The organism is Metabacillus sp. KUDC1714, from assembly GCF_014217835.1.
In the GTDB taxonomy this organism is placed as follows: Bacteria; Bacillota; Bacilli; order Bacillales; family Bacillaceae; genus Metabacillus; species Metabacillus rhizosphaerae.
Window position 1 is genome coordinate 818,320 of sequence record NZ_CP055263.1, and the last position, 23,473, is coordinate 841,792.

The 23,473-nt window shown below is 34.8% G+C and carries 21 protein-coding genes; 8 read left to right on the top strand and 13 right to left on the bottom strand.

Features of this window, described 5'->3' with window-relative positions; genetic code table 11:
- The first annotated feature begins 103 nt into the window (after positions 1-103).
- Positions 104-979: a helix-turn-helix domain-containing protein gene (locus HUW50_RS03980; protein WP_066340215.1), complete on the top strand. Its 876-nt coding sequence runs from the start codon at positions 104-106 to the stop codon at positions 977-979.
- Positions 980-1,022: 43 nt separating this feature from the next.
- Here the strand turns inward: HUW50_RS03980 and HUW50_RS03985 are convergent, their stop codons facing one another.
- Positions 1,023-3,734 (bottom strand): glycoside hydrolase family 78 protein, encoded by a 2,712-nt coding sequence (locus tag HUW50_RS03985; protein WP_185653713.1) that lies wholly within the window; start codon positions 3,732-3,734, stop codon positions 1,023-1,025.
- 269 nt (positions 3,735-4,003) lie between these two features.
- Between HUW50_RS03985 and HUW50_RS03990 the strand changes: the two genes are divergently transcribed.
- Both HUW50_RS03990 and HUW50_RS03995 read left to right on the top strand, forming a co-directional pair.
- Positions 4,004-5,380: an MFS transporter gene (locus tag HUW50_RS03990; RefSeq protein WP_066340220.1), complete on the top strand. Its 1,377-nt coding sequence runs from the start codon at positions 4,004-4,006 to the stop codon at positions 5,378-5,380.
- Positions 5,381-5,413: 33 nt separating this feature from the next.
- Positions 5,414-6,985: an alpha-L-rhamnosidase-related protein gene (locus HUW50_RS03995; protein ID WP_066340224.1), complete on the top strand. Its 1,572-nt coding sequence runs from the start codon at positions 5,414-5,416 to the stop codon at positions 6,983-6,985.
- Between the two features lie 34 nt (positions 6,986-7,019).
- Here HUW50_RS03995 and HUW50_RS04000 read toward each other — a convergent pair whose 3' ends face one another.
- The 3 genes from HUW50_RS04000 to HUW50_RS04010 all read right to left on the bottom strand — a co-directional run bounded on the left by HUW50_RS04000 (position 7,020) and on the right by HUW50_RS04010 (position 8,602).
- On the bottom strand, positions 7,020-8,006 hold the full coding sequence (locus HUW50_RS04000; protein ID WP_066340228.1) for an AraC family transcriptional regulator: 987 nt from the start codon (positions 8,004-8,006) through the stop codon (positions 7,020-7,022).
- A 212-nt stretch (positions 8,007-8,218) separates the two neighbouring features.
- Positions 8,219-8,377, bottom strand: a complete 159-nt coding sequence (locus HUW50_RS04005) for a hypothetical protein (RefSeq protein WP_185653714.1) — start codon at positions 8,375-8,377, stop codon at positions 8,219-8,221.
- A gap of 27 nt (positions 8,378-8,404) precedes the next feature.
- Entirely contained in the window at positions 8,405-8,602 is a 198-nt protein-coding gene (locus HUW50_RS04010) for a DUF2187 family protein (protein ID WP_185653715.1), read from the bottom strand.
- 264 nt (positions 8,603-8,866) lie between these two features.
- Here HUW50_RS04010 and HUW50_RS04015 point away from each other — a divergent pair, with 264 nt between their 5' ends.
- Positions 8,867-9,514, top strand: a complete 648-nt coding sequence (locus HUW50_RS04015) for a TetR/AcrR family transcriptional regulator (protein WP_066340240.1) — start codon at positions 8,867-8,869, stop codon at positions 9,512-9,514.
- 69 nt (positions 9,515-9,583) lie between these two features.
- The gene (locus tag HUW50_RS04020) at positions 9,584-10,291 is read left to right on the top strand and encodes a GTP pyrophosphokinase (protein WP_066340242.1); all 708 of its coding nucleotides are present in this window, start codon (positions 9,584-9,586) and stop codon (positions 10,289-10,291) included.
- A gap of 72 nt (positions 10,292-10,363) precedes the next feature.
- Here HUW50_RS04020 and HUW50_RS04025 read toward each other — a convergent pair whose 3' ends face one another.
- Complete coding sequence (locus HUW50_RS04025; protein ID WP_066340245.1) at positions 10,364-10,729, bottom strand: winged helix-turn-helix transcriptional regulator; 366 nt, start codon at positions 10,727-10,729, stop codon at positions 10,364-10,366.
- A 143-nt stretch (positions 10,730-10,872) separates the two neighbouring features.
- Between HUW50_RS04025 and hxlA the strand changes: the two genes are divergently transcribed.
- The 3 genes from hxlA to HUW50_RS04040 all read left to right on the top strand — a co-directional run bounded on the left by hxlA (position 10,873) and on the right by HUW50_RS04040 (position 13,274).
- Entirely contained in the window at positions 10,873-11,514 is a 642-nt protein-coding gene (hxlA, locus tag HUW50_RS04030) for a 3-hexulose-6-phosphate synthase (RefSeq protein ID WP_185653716.1), read from the top strand.
- A 17-nt stretch (positions 11,515-11,531) separates the two neighbouring features.
- Complete coding sequence (hxlB, locus tag HUW50_RS04035; RefSeq protein ID WP_066340253.1) at positions 11,532-12,089, top strand: 6-phospho-3-hexuloisomerase; 558 nt, start codon at positions 11,532-11,534, stop codon at positions 12,087-12,089.
- Positions 12,090-12,332: 243 nt separating this feature from the next.
- Complete coding sequence (locus HUW50_RS04040; protein ID WP_066340259.1) at positions 12,333-13,274, top strand: LysM peptidoglycan-binding domain-containing protein; 942 nt, start codon at positions 12,333-12,335, stop codon at positions 13,272-13,274.
- 150 nt (positions 13,275-13,424) lie between these two features.
- On the opposite strand, the gene hxlB (HUW50_RS04045) is transcribed toward HUW50_RS04040, so the two are convergent.
- The 8 genes from hxlB (HUW50_RS04045) to HUW50_RS04080 form a co-directional block, all read right to left on the bottom strand.
- The gene (gene hxlB, locus HUW50_RS04045) at positions 13,425-13,976 is read right to left on the bottom strand and encodes a 6-phospho-3-hexuloisomerase (protein ID WP_066340262.1); all 552 of its coding nucleotides are present in this window, start codon (positions 13,974-13,976) and stop codon (positions 13,425-13,427) included.
- Between the two features lie 13 nt (positions 13,977-13,989).
- On the bottom strand, positions 13,990-14,922 hold the full coding sequence (locus HUW50_RS04050; RefSeq protein WP_066340264.1) for a sugar phosphate isomerase/epimerase family protein: 933 nt from the start codon (positions 14,920-14,922) through the stop codon (positions 13,990-13,992).
- 10 nt (positions 14,923-14,932) lie between these two features.
- The gene (locus tag HUW50_RS04055; protein ID WP_066340273.1) at positions 14,933-16,372 is read right to left on the bottom strand and encodes a PTS transporter subunit EIIC; all 1,440 of its coding nucleotides are present in this window, start codon (positions 16,370-16,372) and stop codon (positions 14,933-14,935) included.
- Positions 16,369-18,501, bottom strand: a complete 2,133-nt coding sequence (locus tag HUW50_RS04060) for a BglG family transcription antiterminator (protein ID WP_066340277.1) — start codon at positions 18,499-18,501, stop codon at positions 16,369-16,371. The genes HUW50_RS04055 and HUW50_RS04060 overlap by 4 nt, the downstream gene beginning before the upstream one ends.
- A gap of 213 nt (positions 18,502-18,714) precedes the next feature.
- Positions 18,715-19,818, bottom strand: coding sequence for an NAD(P)-dependent alcohol dehydrogenase (locus HUW50_RS04065; protein WP_232329103.1), 1,104 nt, complete (start codon positions 19,816-19,818; stop codon positions 18,715-18,717).
- A gap of 22 nt (positions 19,819-19,840) precedes the next feature.
- Positions 19,841-20,680 carry a carbohydrate ABC transporter permease gene (locus tag HUW50_RS04070; RefSeq protein ID WP_066340282.1) on the bottom strand — a complete coding sequence of 280 codons (840 nt, stop codon included), beginning with the start codon at positions 20,678-20,680 and terminating at the stop codon, positions 19,841-19,843.
- A gap of 1 nt (position 20,681) precedes the next feature.
- On the bottom strand, positions 20,682-21,632 hold the full coding sequence (locus HUW50_RS04075; protein WP_260445661.1) for a carbohydrate ABC transporter permease: 951 nt from the start codon (positions 21,630-21,632) through the stop codon (positions 20,682-20,684).
- 64 nt (positions 21,633-21,696) lie between these two features.
- Positions 21,697-23,256: an extracellular solute-binding protein gene (locus tag HUW50_RS04080; RefSeq protein ID WP_185653717.1), complete on the bottom strand. Its 1,560-nt coding sequence runs from the start codon at positions 23,254-23,256 to the stop codon at positions 21,697-21,699.
- Positions 23,257-23,473: the final 217 nt, after the last annotated feature.

A 23,473-nucleotide genomic window follows, 5' to 3' on the forward strand; every position in this document is an offset into this window, starting at 1 on the left:
ACTATCTAAAAACATTTATATATTATATGATATAAAACAAAAACAAAAAAGAAACAACAAATCTTTCAGATGATTTTTAATGACATAAAGGAGGGATGGTAGATTGGAGAAACGGAAAAGAAAATTTATTGGTAGTACTTATTTCTCAGAAGATCTATTAATTTATATAAATAGATGGCAAGAAGGCTTTGAAAACCCACACCATTATCATGACTTTATTGAAATTACGATTGTTGAAGAAGGCATGGGCTATCATTATAATGATGATCAGGTTCTCTCTGTTACGAAAGGTGACCTATTTATCATCCCAATAGATGTTTCTCATGTTTATCGACCTTCATCTACAAGATCGAAAGAAAAGCTTACTGTTTATAATGTCCTTTTTGATCCAAAAGTAATTCACCATTTGCTTTCCGAAAACAATCTTGTAGATTCTACATTTTTAGATTGGTGCCAACAACTTCTATCTACTAAATCAATTAACCATATGTACCTTGCCGATAAACATGAAAGCTGTCTAAGCCTAATTCGCTTAATGTATTATGAGTTTCAGCAAAAGCAAACTGGTTACTCTGTTGTGATACAAGCTAAACTTAGAGAGCTCCTTGTGAATTTGTATCGTATCGAGCAACGGATCGATTCTACTAATTCAAAAATAGCAGCCTATCCAATTGATGAAATCATTCCATACATTGATGAACATTTGCATGAAGCGCTAACATTAACAGATATGGCAAAATTAATGATCGTAAGTGAACGCCATTTCTTACGCTTATTTAAAAAATACACAAACCAAACGTTCACAGAGTATTTACAACATAAAAGGATTGAAAGAAGTTGTGATTTACTTCGTTCAACAGATTACACAATTAAAGAAATTAGTCATCTAGTAGGGTATTCTAATACGGATTACTTCCGATCACTTTTTGTAAAAAAGATAGGGATTCCACCTCAGAAATATCGAAAAAGCAGTTTTTAACCTATGATCGTTGGTAAAAACTGCTTTTTCTATTATTTTATTTTCAGCCTATTTTAGATACAAATTCATATTCGCCTGAGCCCACTTGATAGATTGTTACACTATTTGCATTCTCTACTAATTGAACATCTGTACGATCTTCATTTTGTCCCACACCAGGCATATATACTGTTGCCTCTGTATTAACCGGAATACTTACTTTTAATGTAAACTCATTTTTTTCAATTTTCCACTCTGACTTAATTTTCCCATGTACAGATTGGTATTCTCCTTTTGCATAAGTAAGGCCACCACCAGGTTTTGGTTGGATTTTTATTTTCTTATAACCAGGAATATCAGAATCGACATCAATGCCAGCTACATATCTAAACATCCATTCTCCAACTGAGCCTAACGAATAATGGTTAAACGAATTCATTTGTGCGCTTTGGAAGCCTTTATGATCTGTCCAGCCATCCCAACGTTCCCAGATTGTGGTAGCACCATGTTTTACTGAGTATAACCATGATGGGAAGGTATCTTTGTTTAATAGATCATATGCAACATCTGTATATCCGTTTTCGGTTAAAACAGGCAGAAGGTAACCTACACCTAAAAACCCTGTTGATAAATGGCCATCATTTTTCTTAATATTGTCAACTAAATGGCTAGCAACAAGTTGTTTCTGCTCTTTGAATACTAATCCCATATTGAGAGCTAATACATAAACTGTTTGTGTGTCTCCCTTAATTTTTCCATCAGATGTAATGTAAGCTTTATTAAAGGAGATCTTAATATTCTCAAACAGATTGCTGTACTTCTTCTCATCCTCTTTCTTATCTAGAGCATGTGCAATCTTAGCCATTAGCTTTACACTGTAGGCAAAATACGCTGTGGATAACACTTCTTTTGGTGTATCAGCACCGATTGATAACCAGTCACCATATACTGTGTCATTTGGTCGTAGAAAGTCTGTACTGTTAGCTTCTAGATAGGCAATCCATTTAGACATTGCCTCATAGTGTTTCACAAGTACGGTTTTATCCCCATACACTTGATACATCGTCCATGGAATAACAACACCTGCATCACCCCAGCCAGGATTTCCATCTGTTAACCAATTTTCAATTGGATGAAGCACATCTCTTAAGATTGTTTCCCCTTTATCATACTTTCTTCTTTTAAAATCAATCCAGCCACCATCTGGGACAACATCAGTAAAAGCACCACTATCAAGCTGTGCATCTACCATATCGTCTACATATTTTGTAAAAAACCTAGCAACGTCCATATTAAAGCTTGCTGTTCTAATGAAAATTTGTGCGTCACCAGTCCAGCCTAATCTCTCATCCCGTTGTGGACAATCTGTAGGTATACTTAAGAAATTCCCACGTTGCCCCCATGTTATATTGCTATATAGTTGATTAACCATTTCATTTGAAGTTTCAAAATATCCCGTTTCTGGTGTATCTGAATGGACGACTTTCCCTTCAATACTTAATGAAAGAATTGCCTCTGGCTTCTCACAAATGACCTCAACATAGCGAAATCCGTGATACGTGAAATGTGGCTCATATTGTTCAACACCATGACCACTCAATATATAGTAGTCTACCGGGTCCGCTCTTCTTAGGTTTTCAGTATATAAGCTTCCATCTCGTTCTAGCATTTCAGCGTATCTTAATGTAATTTTAGTTCCTTCTTCACCACTTACCGTTAATTTTGCCCAGCCAATCATGTTTTGGCCCATATCAAAAATAGTCGAACTAGAAGGTGATTTTGACACTTCAATTGGTGTCATATTTTTCGTCACTCGAACTGGTGGATCAAGTTGTGAAACAATTTCTCCATCATAGCTGTCTTTTATTAATGGTTGTTGCCAGTTTGAATCATTAAACCCTGGAGTAGACCAACCATCCAATTCTAAACGCGCATCATAGTACTCACCTTTAATAATATCTGAATATAAAATTGGACCAACAGACGTTTTCCAGGTCTGATCAGTCACGACCTGTTCAACAGAACCATCCTTATACGTAATGTTCATCTGAACTAATACATATGGCTGCTCCCCATAAACACATGTCCCTAGCATTCCTACATGTCCTGCATACCAACCTGTCCCAACGATTGTTCCTATCGTATTTTCCCCATCTTTTAATAGATTGGTTACATCATAAGTTTGATATTGAACTCTTTTGTTATAATCAGTCCAGCCGGGAGCAAAGTAGGCGTCTCCAACTTTTTGATTGTTAAGATGTAGTTCATAAAGTCCTAGTGCAGTAATATACATTGTTGCTGATTCAATTGATTTAGAAACAGAAAATTCCTTACGCAAAAAAGCGCTTGGCATTAATTCAGGATTCTCCCATTCCTTCTGATCAAGTGTTTCTTTTTTTGCGCCTATCCATTGCCCCTTCCATTCACGCTTATCTAACAAGCCCATAGACCAATAAGCCGTTTGACTCCAAGGCGTGGCCACTTTATGTTTATCCCACACTCTTACTTTCCAAAAATATGTTTTACTAGATTGCAATTCTTTCCCTTGATATACGATTTGAATCGATTGATCTGATTCAACTACACCACTAACCCACATATCAGCCTCATCATTAGCTAAATTTTCCTCATTTGAAGAAACGAGGATCTGATAGGAGGTCTGAACCTGTGAGCGTTCAGTAGAATCTAGTATCCAATCAAACTTTGGTGCTAATGTATCAATCCCTAACGGATTTTGAGTGTATTCAACTCTTAAGTCATAAATGTTTAGTCTCATCGTAATCCTCCTCACCAAGTCTAATATCTCTTTACTTGTAGTGATTATAAACTGATTTTCAGAAATAAATGCATGCTATTATTGACAAAAGACCATGGTAATTATGACATATTGTTCATTTAGAATACAAAACATCCTCCCAACCTGTAAAATGAGCAATTCTACCTGTAAAACCATCATTGTTTACGCATTCAGAAAACGTTTTAATATAAAGAAAGAATTTAATAATAATTTTAAATAAATTTAGTGAAAGTAATGGAGGAATTTATATGAATACTATAACTGGCGTATGGCGTCAAAGGTTGGGATATGGAGTCTCAGACTTCTCATGTAATTTAATTTGGCAAATGATAACGCTCTATTTAATGTTTTTCTATACTGATGTTATGGGATTAGCACTAGTTCAGGTAAGCGTACTCTTCCTAGTAACACGTATCGTCGATGGTATAACTGACATAATTATGGGTGTGATTATTGATAAAACGAATACTCGCTGGGGTAAATCTAGACCCTACTTCCTTTTGGGAGCGATACCATTCGGATTACTAGCGATCCTTGCATTTTACGTTCCAGATATTGGTCCAGTTGGGAAAATCGTTTACGCTTATCTTACCTATATTGGATTGTCAACTGCATACACCATGGTTAATGTCCCAATGGCATCGATCTTGCCAAGTTTAACAAGTGACGAACATGAGCGAACGAATCTTGCTACCGTTCGAATTATCTTCTCATTTATTGGTGCTACTGCAGTCAGTGCAATTACACTTCCATTGGTAAACGCATTAGGCAATGGGTCGCAAGCTCAAGGTTTTTTCTGGACTATGGTCATTTTCGCTATCATCGCAACATTATTTTTCTTTGTTACATTTAAGAACGTTGAAGAGAAAGTAAAACTTCGCCAAGAAAAGGTAACTGTAAAACAAGCATTTTCATCTTTAAAAGGTAATACACCTTGGTTGATTTTTGCGGTAAACATCGTCTTTATGTGGGGCTCCCATTTCTTTATGCAAGGTGCATTAATTTATTATTTCACCTACAATGTTGAGCGTCCAGAGTTAGCTTCTGTGGTAGCTAGTATCGGGGCTTTTGTACCAATTATAGGTACATTTGCCACACCTTTCATTTCAAAGAAGATGTATAAACGTACATGGTTTATGATTGCTAGTACAATTAATCTTATAGGTATCATTATCATGCTGATTGCAAATGTAAATATTGCAGGCCTGATTATGGGGGCAGTTATTGCCGCATTAGGCTTTGGTGCAAGGCAAAGTATTTATTTTTCAATGCAAGCAGACCCTGTGGATTATGGTGAATGGAAAACTGGAATTAGTGCAGCGGGCCTCATGATGGCATTAAATGGATTTATTGGGAAAGTTGCGTTAGCAGTTGCTGGAGCACTTTCTGGATTATTTTTAAGCTGGGGCAATTATGTTCCGAACCAAACTCAAACTTCTTCAGCTTTATTCGCAATAAAGATGAACTATTTGATTATTCCTGCTTGCATGGTAGTTATTTCAATGATAATCATGTGTTTTTATAACTTAGATAAAATTTACTCAAAAATCCGTGCTGAGATTAATGCACGTAACATTGAAAAAGAAGAAACAATTGAAAATTCGAAAATGGTAAAAAATGCGTAAATATAAACTAGCTTTTTTCAGGGGGAATCTTTAATGACAGGTATTCAAAAAACAGAAAATCAAGTGATCATTAGAAACGAAGAATTCATCACAAAAGCTGAACAATTAATGCCACAGTTTTTAAAAGAGACAGTAAGACCACAGAGTATCGTGAAAATCGAAAAAGACTCAACGAAAATCCATGGCTGGGGAACAGGGGTCATTGAGTCTGCAGATAAACTCTCTGCCTATGATTATGGCAAAGGTGATCAATTCACTCTTGATTTTGGTACACATCTAGTTGGTTACTTATCAATGAAGATCCGTCCAGTTGGGAGCCCACCTGATGCACCACTGCATCTTAAATTGACGTTTGGAGAAATGCCTGTTGAAATGGCTGAGCCATTCTCTGAATATAATGGTTGGATTAGTTCTTCATGGCTACAAGAGGAAACGTTACATGTTGATGTCATGCCCGGTGTTATCGAATTACCACGTCGTTACAGTTTTCGTTATTTAAAGATTGAGGTTTTGGATACATCGCGTAAGTATCGAGTAGCATTTGATGATGTCCAATGTCTTACAGTGACTTCGGGGGATTCATATCATGTGGAAGAATTGAATCATAAAGATTCAATGTTAAATGAAATTGACAAAGTGAGTATTAAAACGTTACAGGATTGTATGCAGGAAGTGTTTGAAGATGGTCCAAAGCGTGATCGTCGTTTATGGCTTGGGGATTTACGCTTACAGGCTCTAGCTAATTATGAGACATTCCAAACGAATGATTTAGTAAAACGATGCTTGTATTTATTTGCAGGTGTTCCAGATGATAAGGGGAGAATTGCCGCTAATTTGTTTATCGCTCCTTCACTTATTGCAGATGATACGTATTTATTTGATTATTCATTGTTGTTCACAACAACCTTATTCGATTATTTTGAGGCAACTAAAGACCTTGAGACGCTAACAGAGCTATGGCCTCTTGCCTATCGTCAAGTTGAACTTGCATTAGAGCGTTTGGATGATCAAGGAATTGTTACGGACGATGAGACTTGGTGGTCATTTATTGATTGGCAAGAAAAGCTGAATAAGCAAGCTCCTTCACAAGCAATTTTGATTCACACATTGCGTAGAGCCATTAAGTTGGCAGAAGTTCTCAAGAGTGATAAATTGACATTATTAGAACAAAAATTACAAGTGACTGTAGACGCAACAATCACACACCTTTGGGATCAAGATAGCGAATTTTTTGTGAGTGGATCAGAGCGTCAGATTTCTTGGGCTAGCCAAATTTGGATGGTCCATGCTCAAGTTTTAGACCCAGAAGATAACCGTAAGCTTATTAAACACTTGTTATCAACCAAGCCAGATATTGGTCTTACCACACCTTATATGTATCATTATCTCGTGGAAGCCCTCATATTAGTTGGTGAAAAAGAACAAGCTATCGCTCAACTTAAAGCATATTGGGGAGAAATGATTAATGACGGTGCTGACACGTTTTGGGAGTTATACGATCCAGAGAACAAAAGTTTTTCACCATATGGTAGCTATTTAATTAATAGTTATTGTCATGCCTGGAGTTGTACTCCTACTTATTTAATTCGAAAATATGATCTATAAGCAAAATAACCTCGTGCACTTCGTCTGCATGGGGTTATTTACTATTTTTCCGAAATCGACTTGGAGTTTCACCATAATGCTCCTTAAACTTACGATAAAAAAAACTTAGACTATCATAACCAACCTGATAGGCAATTTCATCGATACTTTTATCTGTATCATTCAATAATGATGCAGCTTCTATCATTCGCTGTGTTTGCACGAGTTCGAGAAACGTTTTCCCAGTTCTTTCTTTTAGCATATTCCCCAGGTAATTCGCGTTAAAACTAAACATTTCTGCCAAAGAGGTTAATGTACACTCTTTATAGTGCTGCTCAATATACTGTAAAATTTCAATAAGATTTGTTTTCCTTGATGTTTTAGAAAGCTCGAAGTTCTTGTCTAACTGGAAAACGCGCATGAGTTCAGTAAACAGGATTGGCATGTAATAGTTCACCATTTCCAGTGAGTAATCTTGCGGATCAAAATATTCACAAAGCATATTTCGAATAATAAATTGTAAATTTTCATTATCCTGAGAGTGAAATAAAAGGTAACGGTCATGACGTTGATTTTCAGACACTGCATCTACAAGAAAGCTCGAAACGATTCCCTTGTTGCTAAGTTGTCCCAAAAAGGCTGTCGAAAACGTTTCTTTTTTCATGATAATGTTAACTAAAATATCATTTTCATCAAGTGCAGGAAGACTGTGTGGTACATCCTTATCTAACAAACAAATCTGCCCCTGAGTCAGTTTAACTTCCCTTCCATTTAGGAATTGCTGACATTCTCCTGAATACACATAGTTCATTTCGATAAACGTGTGCATATGTAGGGGCATTTCAGCAAAACGGTGGTGTTTACTGATGTAGATTGGTCCTTTATCAAAGAAATATTTCTCTTGTAAACGGGGGATTGAACTATCACTTTCAACGATTAGTTCATTTCCATCATAATCATTTACATTTTCATGTGTGATGATTTGTATTTTTTCAATATCGTCGAGTTTACGCAGGTATTGATCTAATTGTTGATGATTCATTTGGACACTCCTGATTTGTTGAAAACTTATCTCGACTTTATTTTATTCTAATTTCAACTCTCTTTCAAAAAAAGTTAGCACTCTTGCAACTCTAGTACCTTGCATTCCATTTCAAAAAGCGTAACATAGGGGATTTTACTCCATTAAGTTACGCTCTTTTCTCCTAAAAAAATGCAGTTATTTAAAATTAAAGGAATTGGCTAATCAATAAATTAATTATCCCCATTTAATTTCCCCTCTGTCGAAATAGGCATAGTAATAACCTTTCCACCTATTTGGACATGAATTGTATCTTTAAAAATTGCTTTTACTATGCCTTTCAAAGAAATTGTTGAATCAACAGTGATTGGATGATTAGTTTCTGCTGCCATCTAATTTCACACCCTTTAACTATAATATTAGTTTTTAATAAGTTGATAGTTTTTGTGAGAAACTACTGTTAGTGGTGTTTCAACATTAATTCCTTCTGCATCAGATTTGCTAATTGTTACGATGACACTTGCCTCTCTAACTTTAAAAACTTCACCGATTATAACCAATCCGTTTCGTTCAAAGAGGACTTTATCTCCTTCTTTAGCTAGTTGATTAGTTGTCATTTTTACTTTACACTCCATTTTTATATTAATTAAAAACAGTTTAATAACGAATGGAATTTCAGCGAAGGAATTAGAGAAAATACTAGTCTAGTAATATTAAACACGCAACTCCATTTTTCCTCCATTTTAAAATATTTCATATCATTTTTTTCGCCATTATTGAATTATAGTTCAAGTATTACATCTCGATATTGCTGCGTCAATAAATATGAACCCGAGTTCACGTTTTGTTTTTTTATGTTATGATAATGTTGAGGTGATACTATGTCTGAGCATGAAGATGAACAACTAGTTGGGGAATATCCTTCTTTACCAAAACAAAAACGTTCCCAGCAAAAAAGAGATGCGTTGCTTGAAAGTGGACGTGCCTTGTTTATTGAGAAAGGATACGAACAAACCAATGCAAAAGAGATTGCATCACATGCCGGGGTTGCAACAGGAACCTTTTATAGATATTTCACAGATAAACGGCAGCTTATGATGTCACTTTTGGAGGATCAATTGGAAAAGCTTCTTCCCCCTGAACCAAACTGGACTAATGTTGATCCAGAATCATTTTTTGCTACACTTTTAGAACAACATTACAAACGACTTAATCGACTAGGATTGCATCGAGTATTACCTGAATTGTTGCTAAAGGATCCTCAATTAGCCGAAGTTGTAGCTGAGGCTAGAAAAAAAATACATGCTAGGATTCTTGTGAGTTTAAAGAATGCTAGAGAACAAGGAATTGTATGGGCTGATTTAGATTTGGATACAGTATCCTGGTCTATTATGGTGTTATCAGATAAAATCCCAGAAAAGCTTACAGAATGTGGTAACCAAGCGGACTACTCCAAACTAGCTAAAGTGATATGCCGTTTGGTGTTTCCTCCAGATGTCTTAAAACAGTTAAAATTGAACAAAAAATAGACAAGCATATTTTGAAAGGACTACGAGCTATTGAATACAGAGCATATCGATCTTAATGAGATAAAGAAAATGAAAGTTGAAATGACTAGGTTCATGATGGCCTATAAGTTTGCTTTAGATGAGATGAATACGAAAATTAATATTTTGAAGGATGAGTTTAATTATATTCACGATTATAATCCAATAGAACATGTAAAATCCCGATTAAAATCACCGGAAAGTATTTTCAAAAAGGTTGTTAAAAAGGAATGTTCTTTATCCTTTAACTCAATTAAAGAAACAATAAGAGATATTGCAGGAATTAGAATTTCTGTATCATTTATTTCGGATATATATGAGTTGAGTAAAATGCTTGAAAGCCAAAAGGATATTAGGGTAATTGAACGGAAGGACTATATTAAGAATCCTAAACCTAATGGATATCAAAGCCTTCACCTCATCTTAGAAATTCCAATCTTTATGTCTGACCGTGAGGAATTGGTTTACGTTGAAGTTCAAATTCGGACAATTGCAATGGACTTTTGGGCAAGCTTAGAACATAAAATCTACTACAAATACAATAAGGAAGTACCAAATAGACTTGTACAAGAACTAAAAGAAGCTGCTATAACTGCCACTGCATTAGATAAGAAGATGGAACAACTAAATAAAGAAATCACAGCTTATAAAGAAACAACAGCAGTTATCGAAAATGAGGAGATGCTGTTAAAAATAAATAAAGATCAGTTTCATCTTCCAATGAACTTAATTAAAACGTTTATTGAAAATAATAAATAATGTTGAATGCAAAAAAGCGTAAAGCCAGGCGATCCCTCGCTTTACGCTTTTTACTTTTAAAATTGGCTGGTACTATTTAATCGCGTCATCGTTTATTTGTAGATGGTCAAAATATTTCGAACGATAATTTTTACCCCATTCATACATAGCTTCAAGAATTGGCATTAACGTTTGCCCTTGTTCTGTTAAAGAATACTCTACCTTTGGTGGAACAACAGGATAAACTTCACGATGTACGATAAAATCTTCCTCAAGCTCTCGTAATTGATTGACTAGCATTCTTTGGGTTATACCAGGGATTAACGCTTTTAATTCACTAAAACGAAGTGTACCATCTTTCCCCAAATGCCACATAATTAACATTTTCCATTTACCGCCAATGACATTTAAAGTTAATTCTTTTTCACAATTAAATATTTTTTCATCGAAACGACTCATAACCATCACCTCATCCCTTATTATATCTCATAGTATACTTTTAGACACTATATGTATTTAAAGTGCGTACTATTATTTCTAATCATTTTAAATGATAATTGTAGCTAAGCACGAACTAAAACACTTTAGGAGGAATTATTATTATGGAACTACAATTAGCATTGGATCTAGTAAATATTGAAGAAGCAAAACAAGTGGTAAGCGAGGTTCAGGAACATATAGATATCGTGGAAATCGGTACTCCTGTTGTGATTAATGAAGGTCTGAGAGCGGTAAAAGAAATCAAAGAAGCTTTTCCTTCGTTAACAGTTTTAGCAGATTTAAAAGTGATGGATGCTGGTGGATATGAAGTGATGAAAGCCTCTGAAGCAGGTGCAGAGATCGTTACTATTCTTGGTGCAACAGATGATGCAACGATTAAAGGTGCTGTTGAAGAAGGTAAGAAACAAGGAACAAAAATACTTGTCGATATGATCAATGTAAAAGATATTGAACAACGTGCCAAAGAAGTTGATGAACTAGGTGTAGACTATATTTGCGTTCATACTGGCTATGACCTTCAAGCAGCAGGTGAAAATTCATTTGAACAGCTAAGAAAGATTAAACGTGTTGTAAAACATGCAAAAACAGCTGTTGCTGGTGGAATCAAATTAGAAACTCTTCCAGAAGTGATTTCTGCTCAGCCTGACTTAGTTATCGTAGGCGGTGGAATTACTGGTCAGGAAGATAAAAAGAGCGTTGCTGCACAGATGCAGAAATTAGTGAAGCAAAAAGCACTTGTTTAAGGTTAGGTTGTAAATTCATGGAAACATCTTACTATTTATCAAAAGTGATAGACGAGTTATCTTATTCAATCAATCAAATTTCAGATGCTGAGGCTGAAAGCTTAGTCAATATGATGACAACTTCATCAAAAGTCTTTGTTGCAGGTGCTGGAAGGTCAGGCCTTATAGCAAAATCCTTTGCTATGCGAATGATGCACATGGGGATCAACTCATATGTCATAGGAGAAACGGTAACCCCAAATGTTGAACAAAATGATTTGCTTATCATTAGTTCAGGTTCTGGAGAAACGAAAAGTTTAGTTTCAATGGCTGAAAAAGCAAAGAGTCTTGAAGCCAAATTAGCGATCGTTACAATTTTACCTGAATCAACAATTGGCAAACTAGCAGATATAACTGTGAAACTACCAGGTTCACCTAAAGATAAAGAAACAAGTAAATACATGACAATTCAGCCGATGGCATCTTTATTCGAACAAACATTGTTAGTATTCTATGATGCCCTAATCTTAAGATATATGGAGAAAAATTCATTATACTCTGACTCAATGTTTAGTAGGCATGCGAATTTAGAATAATTTTATTGATATCTTCAAAATCTCGAGTAAAAGAGATTTTTGGAGATTTTTTCTTTTTAAGAGTAGCGTTCAAAACAAATAACAAGCGTAATATGTTTCTTTTAAAGTTAGGCTTTACCATATGAAACTCTTGAATATGATCTTACGTCTAATATAGTAATACGGAAAACAACTCATAATCCTGCTATCTAAGGTAACACTTACTCCTTCCGTGTAAATTCACAAAAATATTGGAGGATTATTATGAAGAACAATAAGTTTAAGCTGTTGAAAATTGCAGTTTTAACATTAGGTTTAGCTACTACAGCTACTTTTGGACATACTCAAGCAGATGCCTCAACTATCCATGAAATTAAAAAGGGTGATACGATATATAGTCTTGCTAAAGCAAGTCATCTCTCAGTTTCACAATTCATGCAAGTAAATAATCTTACTTCTACAACCATTACGATTGGCGAAAAGCTTATCATTCCAACTACGATTACAATTAAAAAAGGCGACACGTTATACAGCATTGCAAAGAAATACGATACAACTGTCTCACAACTAAAACATATAAATCAGCTTACTTCTAATACGATCTACACTGGTGAAAAACTAATCATTCCTACAAATGTTATTGTTAAAAAAGGGGATACACTTTATCGCATTGCAAAGAATTACGGACTAACTGTTAGTGAGTTAAAGGCAATAAACAGTTTAACCTCAAATACTATTTTGATCGGCCAAAAACTGATCGTGGCTAAGAATGGAAAAACGGAGTCTGTTGATGAAAATTATGATGCTTCAAAAGTAAACGTAGAAGTAACAGTTAAAAATGACTTTACTTTTGACGCTGAAGAACCAAGAAGATTCATTGTCCAATACACAAAAAATGATTCCTATTTTTCAAGAATTGAAGTATTAGATTCAAAAGCGAACATGGTTGATGTTAAGGAAAATTCAATTGCCTATTTAAAAGGAAACAAGATAACTGAATACTCAACTAAACGGATTAGTCACCCATTTTATCAAAATGCCGAATTTTTTCTCCATGGAACTAATAGCAAAACACAAACAAATATTGTCGTAAAAGAGATCGATGGAAAATTAATCAGGTTTACGATCCATTATCTAAATGAGGAAGCTTCTGAAGGAATTACTCCGCATATGATTGATATTTTGAATACAACAAAGGTAAAGTAAGTTCATTTGCTGACAACTAAAATTGGTAACTTACTCCTATCTTCCCCTTAGAGAAATCACAGAATATGGATATTATCCAAATTATAGAGCCTAAGCCTTTTCAAATCAGGCTTAGGCTCATTATTATGATTCGTCTAATTTAAAACCTTATTATTCTAGATTCGTATGATAAACTTCCATTGCTTCTTCTGAGACTGAAAGTTTCTCTTTTAATTTTACGACAATTAACTCAAATAGCAGTAGCTGCGCCTGCTCAAATAAAGCCCCCATCGGTTGAGGTGATGTCCGTTTATGAATATCATCTTTCATAGTTTGTGCTTCAATGTGAACAAGCTGATCTACATATTGCAATAAAGGTGATTCGTTAGATGCTGTCATAAAAACGACTCTTGCATTCTCTGCCTTTACGATTTTCAAAAGGGCTTCAACAGTTGATAAATAACCCGTTCCAGAACTTGAAATAAACAAATCTCCAGTTTGGATTCTTTGTGTTGTGACATCCCCAACAACGTGTACATCTAATCCTAAATGCATCAACCGCATCGCAAATGCTTGTAGCATCAATCTTTCTCTTCCAAGTCCATATAAAAATATTTTACGAGCCTGAGAAATTTCGGCAATAAACCCTTGAATATCTTCATCTTTAATCGATGAAAATGCAGTCTTTAATTCTTCTAGCATCAAAGATTTAAGTTGTTCCATTATAAGTCCCTCCTTATATATATACTTTATTGCTCAAAGCTGTTTTCCAATAATCTACGCTATCTTTCATTTCTTTTAAAACAAGCTTATCATCTTGTTCGAAAGGATGACCAATTTCTAGCAGGAGAATAACTTCATCTTTTTTAGTCTTTTCAAGGGAATCAAATAATTTAGTTGGATTAATAGTACCAATCTTATTATTTTGTTCTGTAAATGCCCAATGGCGGTCTAAGCGACCATCGGTTTGTTGCAGGTGAATAATTGGAATATGATCATATAGTGATTCGATCCATTGATATGGATTTCTATCATCTTTGCTAAGAATAGGGTTTGTCGTATGCCCAACGTCAAAACAAAGGGAAAATGTTGCTGCCTCCTCTCCTGCTAGATCATTTATTTTTTCAATAAAATCTTTAGTATCTTTGATTGTGATCGATCCTTCACGTTCTACTGGTGTTGCTTCCCAGTAAAAATCCATCACACCATATTTTTTTGCCTTTTTTAGTAAATTGATTAATGATTCTTCCGCATTAGCTTGTATGATGCTATTCTCATTGTTTTTATTTAAGAAAGTAGCAATATCCATTCCACCAAATGGCCCTCCAGTTGCGTTACACCCTAATCTTTGTGTAACAGCAAATGCCTTTTCAAACCAATCGATGCCGTCTAACCTTCCTTCCAGTAATGGATGGTATAGAAGATTGTGTGAATAAATTGATAGTCCTGTAAATGTTGAATGAAGAGTTACATTATTTTTATCACATTCATAGCGTACAAGATCACAATATTTAGTAATAAATTCGTTTGTTGATCTCGGATCTATTTGATCAAAAGAAAATTGAATAATATCTAAACCTAGTTCCTCTTTTACTAATCGAACCCAGTCTGCTGGATGAGCCCAACGTTTAATTGTAAATCCTGTTGAAATCCCCAATTTTACGTTCATTTTTCACCGCCTATTTATTATTAGTAAACTTTTCTGCTGCTTTTAATTTTTCAACAACTTGATCATACTCTTGAAAGTTAGTAAAAGATTGAAGAGAGTAGTAGATTTTACCTGGAGCAGCTTCTTGCACTTTTTTCAAAAATGCTTGATGACAAATAATTAAATCAACGTTAGAGTCAATATCCTGAAGCGATGTATTATTTACATCAATTTCTAAACTAGCGAGTTTTAGCTTTTTTCTTAGCATTGCAGCCCCCATTGAACTTGATCCCATACCTGCTTCACAAACAAATAAAACCCTTTTTATTTGTTTGTGAGAATCAATTGCTTCAATCTCATTTATTTTCAATTCCGATTTTTTAATCTCGATTGTATGTTTGACTTTCGAAAAATGGTCGATATTTTGTAATGTATTTATCGTGGCCATTTGTGTTTCAAACTCTTGATCTATTGAACTAAGCGAAGAACGACCTAAAATAGCATATGATAACAGAAATGATACAATAGCCGAAATGAATATTCCAATGATTATACCTGGTATATCAGCTCTCGGGCTCATCCCAATAAGTGTAACAATACTGCCTGGAGAAGGAATGGATACTAATCCAACATTAAACTTTTGGAATACCAAATTTCCTGATATTCCACCTCCAATTACAGCAAAAAGCAATTTCCAATTTTGTAATACATATGGAAAATAGATTTCATGAATTCCACCTAATGATTGTATTGCAATCGAAAGCTTAATTGACTTTCTTTTCCCACGAACTGCCCTAAAAAAATACGCTAATAAAACGCCAAAACCAGGGCCTGGATTTGACTCCAATAGGAAAAAAATAGACTTTCCTAGCTCCTTTGCTTGCTGGATTCCTAGTGGAGTTAAAACCCCATAATTAATGACATTGTTAAAGAAAAACACTTTTGCTGGCTCTATAATCACTGCAGTTAACGGTAACCATCCCGAATAAATAACCGATTGTACCATGCTATTTATAAATTTTATTCCTGCTGATAATGTTTGCCCTACATATAAAAAGCAGATGATTGTTAAAAAAACACCGACAATCCCAGTTATCACATTTGAAATTAATAACTCGAAACCAATTGGTATTCTATCTTTTAATTGTCGTTCAATTCTATTTACGACAAAACCAGTAAATGGACCAATTATCATGGCACCGATAATAATTGGTACTGAACTCGCTAATGTTAATCCATAAACAACTAAAGCAGCAACCACTGCACCACGCCCACCTCCTATTAACCTTCCTCCTGAATAGGCTAATAGAATAGGTAATAGTGTCTCATAAATTGGGTTAACAAGAAGTAGGATTCTGTCATTATAAAAATACCCATAAATTCCGAATAACTCGTGAATAACCCCAACTGCAATAATGACTGCAATGTTTTGATAAATGATTGCACTGAGTAATTGTCCAAATTTCCTCATTTAGTGCTAGACTCCTTTATTAAGGCCTTTACTTTTGTGAAAAAAGCATTTGATAAAAGAGATTCCACTTCAATTTTTATTTCTTTTTCTGATCCTTTCAAAAGTACATGAAGGAATGACTCTTCTATTAAATTAGCACTTATTACACTAATCATTTCTATATGTTCTTTCGTAGCATCAACAGGTGCAGCTAACAATAACAAAGTTTGAATTTCAAATCCATCCCAAATGGTTGAACCATTAAAATGGAAAACCCCAAGAAGTAGTTCACTCACACCTGATGTTTTTGAGTGGACCATCGCTAAATTATCTAAGACAAATGTCCCCTGCTTTTCTCTCCTTTCTAAATCCAGCAAGACTTGTTTTGGATTTACTACGATTGAAGTATTACTTAATAGTTCTGTTACGTTTTTTAAGTTTCCTGAACTCGCTGGTAATTCGAAAACAGAGAGATTCCTCAAGATTTGGACCATTCCTTCTCCATACCTTGCCGATCCTACCATCGATAACGTATTCGGTGGTTCTATATTATCCTTCGATACTGCTTCATTTTTCATTGTAAGCGATCCTAATTTGTTATAAATTAGTTTGATCTCATCGTCACTCAAGAATGGAGAGACTAGTATATAATGATCAGGATGTAAAAATGGTAATGAAACAGTCGAAATAATGATCTGATCAATTTTGAGATTGTTGAGCTTATCCTTAAGTTCAGTTAATGATAAAATAGAGTCAATTTGGAGATTAGCTATCTCCTTTTCCACTTTAGATGCTAAATAAGTAGATGTTCCCATTCCACTTGCGCAAACAATTACTGCTTTATAAATATGTTTTGTATGTTCTTTCATCCTAATGGCTGATGCACCAATGTGAACAGCTAAATAACCAATTTCATCTTCTGGTATATCTTTTCCTATCTTAGTAGATATCGTAACCCCTGCTTTTTGGCACGCTGAAAAAATATCAGGATAGCGTTCTTTAATATCTTTCAACATTGGATTATGAATTTGCAAGCCTAATCTTAATCGATTTACAGAGGGAACTAGGTGTGCCAGCAATCCTTCAAAAAGAGATAAATCTTCTTTAAGTGAAATTGAAAGCTCTTTTTCAGCAGCATGAATAAAACTTTGCGTTAAATCATACCATTCGATATCGTTATCACTGTTAAAGGTTGAAGAATTATATTGTTGAGAAAAATTAGCCCCAAACAAATGGAGTGTAATATAACTAATTTCACTTTTAGGAATCGAAATATTTAAGATACTCTCTAATTTTTGGACAATTTGTATTGCGACAATATACTCTTCCATTGTTTCAATCTCAGGCAATATACTTTCGTCTTCACAAGCATAATTGGCCTGATGATTAATTCTTTCTATCGCTAATATAAGATGTACAATTAAATTGACATAACTTCGATCAGACAACTCAATAACAGTTTGAGAGTCAAGAACTTCTTTTACAGCATGTTCTACCTTTAAAATATTAGAAGTTTCTACAAATTTTCGTAATCGCTTACAAACTGATTGATTAAGTTGACTGCTTTCAATTGTTTTTCCCTCCTGTTCTGAAAGTTGAAATAACTCAAACCACTCTTCAAAGGTTATATCTTTATGAAGAAGTTTAGATAACGCAGATCTTTTGTCATTTTCTAGTCCATAAATCAAAACACCAAATCCTGCTTTTCGAATTATCGTTAAATTATTTCTCTTACATGTAGATTCTAGCTTATCTAAATCGTTACTAATTGTGGCTTCAGTAACTCCATATTTATTACTCAACAAAAAATACTTAATGGGTTCAGTGGCAATAAGTAAGTCAAATAACATACCTTCTTGTCTTTCCTCAGGGGAATAAATTTGAAATGTATTTGCCTTTAACATTGTTTTATCAAGCAAAGCTTTGTCTTCAAGATTACCATCAATCATAATACCAGAGCCCATCTTACTTACAACTTTCAAATTAAACTCTTCTAAGATTGATTTTAAAGCGGAAACTTCCCTCTGGATCGTTCTTGTACTTAATTTTAACTGGGAAGATATTTGTTTATAGGAAACAGGTTTAGTTGTAAATAATAGTGTCCGTAGTAATGATTCCTGTCTTGAGCTAAGTAATTGAATTTTACTCATTCTATCTCCCCTTTTCATAGAATTTTAAGTTTTTAGAATATTATTTATGCCCTATTATATATTAAACTTAAAATCTATGAAAACAGGAATATTAATAGATTAATTAAATAGATAGACTAACACTTTACACTCACTAGTACTTTTTGGTTGTGATAACCCCACCTATTAATCCTTTATATCTAGAACTCTACGATTCTTTCCATGCATTTGACTTTACTCTTCAATAATCCCATTTGGATAAACGATTACTTTTAGACTTGCTTTTTTATTTAATCGTGCTCTTTCCATGGCCGCCTTTGTTTCTTCTAAGGAATAACGATCTGTAATCAAGCTTTTTAAATCAGTCGATTTTGATTGTAAGAACTCAATTCCTTGAGGATATGTGTTTGAATAGCGGAAAACACCAAAAATATCAAGCTCATTGTCTGCTATTAATGGAACATTAAGACCGATTTCATCTTGTGGCGGGAGTCCGATAATAGCCATTTTCCCACCACGTTTGACAGCTTGAAGAGCAGATTTTAACGCCTTAGGATTTCCAGCGGTTTCAAAAGCAACGTCAACACCTTTACCGTTTGTAATGTTAAAAATCTCTTCATTTGGATCGTTTTCTAATACATTGATTACATGAGTTGCACCTAACTTTTTTGCAGCTTCTAGACGATTAGCTTCTAAATCTGTGACAATGATTTTTGCAGCTCCAAAGGCTTTAACTGCAGCAATTGCAGTCAAACCAACAGGTCCCATCCCCATAATTGCTACAGTTGAACCAGGTTGAAGCTTAGAACGTTTGGCCGCATGTATACCTACTGAAAATGGTTCAACCAATGAAGCCTCTTCAAACGAAAGATCATCTGGAATAGGAAATAAAAAATCTTCACGATGTTTAATATACTGCACAAATGCTCCATCTACTGGGGGAGTTGCTAAAAATTGAACATCTGGACAAAGATTATATCTTCCCTCTTTACAATAATCGCATCTGCCACAAGTAATTCCTGGTTCAATAGCCACACGATCTCCGACTTTAACTTTTGTAACATTCTCACCGACCTCTGCTACAATTCCTGCGCATTCATGACCAAGAATAATTGGCTTTTCTACAACGTAACGACCAATTTTCCCATGTTCATAATAATGAATGTCCGAACCGCAAACACCAACAGCCATTACCTTAACTAATACTTCCTCACCCAGAACCTTTGGAACTGCGACCTCTTGTAATTCAATATCAAATGGCTTATTCATTACTGCTGCTTTCATTACATTTGGTACTTCGATTTTTTCTATCGGTCTTTCTTTATTTTGAATACTCATATCCATTCTCCTTTAGATTATTCTATTTGACAGCTCCCATTGACAGTCCTTGAACAAGGTATTTTCTGACTGCTAGACCTGCAATAACCATTGGTGTAATAATAACTGTTCCTGTTGCCATTGCTTGCCCCCACGCAATACCATTTTGTGTGATTAATAGAGAAGCTGCTACAGGCACTGTTTGTGTGTCATGTCCTGAAAACACAGAAGCAAACATAAAGTCATTCCATGAAAACATTAAGCATAAAATACCTGTTGCAACCAAACCTGGTGCTACTGGTGGAAGGGCAATTCTCCAAAATGCTTGGAAACGGCTGCACCCGTCAATCATTGCAGCCTCTTCTAATGCTTGAGGAACTTCTTTAAAGAAGACCATCATCATCCATAAAGCAAATGGTAGATTAAAAGTAGTATAGGCAAAAAGAAGACCTGGCATTGTACCAATTAAACCTAGATTTGAAAACATTAAGTAGAGCGGTAAAATAACAGCTGGAATTGGTGCCATACGGGTACTAATGATCCAGAAAGACAAGGCCTTTTCATTTTTAAAATTCCCTCTTGCTAAGGCAAACCCACCTAAAGTACCTAATACTAAAGAAATAATGGTTGAGAGTACTGATGCAATGACACTATTACTTAAAAAGCTAAAAAAGTTCCCTTCTTCTGAAAACATGAATTTAAATGTTTCAAAATTTGGCTTAAAGAAAAACTTAGGAGGCATCGAAAACATTCCCGCTTCGGTTTTTACTGATGACATGACCATCCAGACAATTGGGAGGAGCGCCCAAACTAATGCTAGTGTTACAATTGTATAAAGAAATGTATTCTTAACAGTTTTTTTCACATGATTTGGTACAGCCATGTTACTCGTCTCCTTTCGTCATGAAATTTACGAATTGTTTTCCTAAGAATATGGTCGCAAACAACATCGTTAATCCTAATGCAGCTGCTGCACCAAAATCCTGGAATTTAAAAGCCACTTCCATTAAATAGAAACCTATTACTTTGGTAGAATCAGCAGGACCACCTTCTGTTGTGATTTTAATTGTATCGACAAAGCGGAGAATATCCATTGAACGGATTAGTAATGCAACTAAAATTGTTCTTGAAACAAGCGGGAACACGACTTTAATTAAACGTTGCATATAATTTGCACCATCAACTTGAGCAGCTTCTAGTGGTTCTTTTGGTAAGGATTGAAGCCCTGCTAATACAATCATGGTAATCAACGGAGTCCATTCCCAAACATCCATTAATATTACAGCCGCTAATGCTGTTTTTACGTCTCCCAAGATTTGGACATCAATACCTACAAGACTCAATAACCAAGCATAAAGTCCATATGTTGAATTCAAAAGGAAACGTCCTAGTAAACCTGCTACAATCGGGGCAACAAAGATTGGAATCATCCACAATGTAACAACTAGATTCCTTCCTTTTGGTAACTCATAGATTGCTAAAGCAATTCCTACGCCAATCATAACTTCTAGTAATAATCCGACAACAGCGAAAATAAGTGTACGTCCCCATGATGCCCAGAACGTGTCATTTATTAGTACCTTCTTCCAGTTGGTAATCCCATTAAATGTAGGCTGATCTGATGAGATCATAAAGTCCATGAAACTGGCATAAATCAAATAAAGGAAAGGAAAAATACTGATAATAGCTAAAATAATTATCGATGGGAGAATCATCCAATGCTCTGTTTTGTATTTTTTTATGTTTAATAGATTAAGAAAAGAAGTTGACTTTTCCTTTTTATAGTTAGTTTGGTTGCTATCTTTTAATTTTGAATATTCCGCATTTGTTCTCAAAGCATTTTCACTTCCTTTCTTTTAAGGAAAGATAGGAGAAATCCTCCTATCTTTCAGACATACATTAATTTCCTGTTGCTTGATCACTTTGTTTAGCAATTTCTTCAACTGTTTCCTCTGGAGTTTGTTGATCTGCTAACATTTTCGATAATTCAGTGAAAATAAATGTATCTATTTGTGGCCATTGAGGAACTTTAGGTCTCATGTACACATTTTCTTCTTTCCAAGCCTCTAACGTAACTTTCATTGGTAATAAGTTTGGCATTTGTTTTGATTCTTCAGTACCTGCTTGCATACCTTTTTGTACCTCTTCAATATCATAAACAGAATGACGTGTTGGCGTTGAACCACCCACTTCTGATTTTAAGATCATATATTGTGCTTGAGGCGAGGTTGCCCAAACAAGGAATAACCATGCTGCTTTCTTTTCTTCATCAGTTCCATATTTGTTAATACCTATACCTGTTCCACCGTATGAATGTGCTTGACGAACATCACCTTTTGGTAATGATGCCCATGATACTTTTCCCACAACTTTGGATGAATCTGGGTTTTCGAACATAGATGAGAACTCATGCCATTCTGGAGCCATCGCAATATCACCAGCTGCAAAACCTTCTCCTAATCCAGACCAATCCCAAGAAGTACTTCCTGGTGCTGAAACATCAATGATTTTTTTATAAAGTTCAGCAGACTTTTTTGCAGCATCTGAAGTCATTGCAGATTTTCCTGGATTTGATTTACCTACTGCCCCTAATTCTGTATCTTCGAAATAATCTCCACCATATCCAGCGAGGATATTACTATAGTCATTCATTAAGGAGTCATGTTGCTTTGCTTGGTGTCCTGCACCATATTTTACTTCAGTGATTTCACCAGCAGCTGCTTTTTCTGTTATCCACTTAGCAGCTTCATAATATTGTTCCCAAGTTAAATTAGGTCCTGGTGTCCAATCAAATCCTTTATCAGCCATAAATTCGTCTTTATATTTTTCAAATACGTCTTTACGATATGCTAAAACCATTGTTGGGTTATCATATGGTAATGCGTAAAGTGCTTCCGTATCCCCCATGTATCCATTAACTTCTAATTGACTCGGGATGAAATCTTCTAAGCCGCCAGGGATAGCAGGCATTGTTTTCTCATCAATAAATGCATTTAAGTCTACAAAATGTTGTGAATGCTTTGCTAAGATTTGATATGGATCCGCATAGATTACATGATATTTCGCTGATTTTGCATTAAAATCCAGGCTTGTTTTTTCAACTACTGTTCCTAAATCACTTTGTTCAATATTCACTTTAATTCCTGTTACATCTTCAAATAAATTGATGTTTGCAGCAAGTGCGGATGAGGGTGGAGTGTTTTCAGTGATAACATTTAACTCCACTCCTTCAAACTGCTTCCAATCAAAACCTTCTGGAGCTGTAATTTTAGGTAAACCTTCAACCCATCCATCAAACGGTGCATCAACTTGTACTTCAGTGTTAATGTTTTCTGCATTTTTCGCCTTTGTATCAGATGGCTTTTGAGAATTAGTTGAAGATGTTGATGAACAAGCTGTCAAAACCATTGAAATGATTGCCAAAAATACAATAATTTTAAATAAAATATCCCTTTTCATTCCATATCCCCCTTAGAAATTTTTATGTATTTTGAATACGTTTTCATTATATGGTGATGAAAACAAACATTAAAGACTAAGATGTCATAGTTTTGTCACAATCAGAAAATGCCATTATTTTGTCATAACAACTTTTTAGTTAAATATTATTAAAACACATTATTTTTACGATATAAATCATCATTTTAAGTATATTTATATATTTAAAATTCATGTA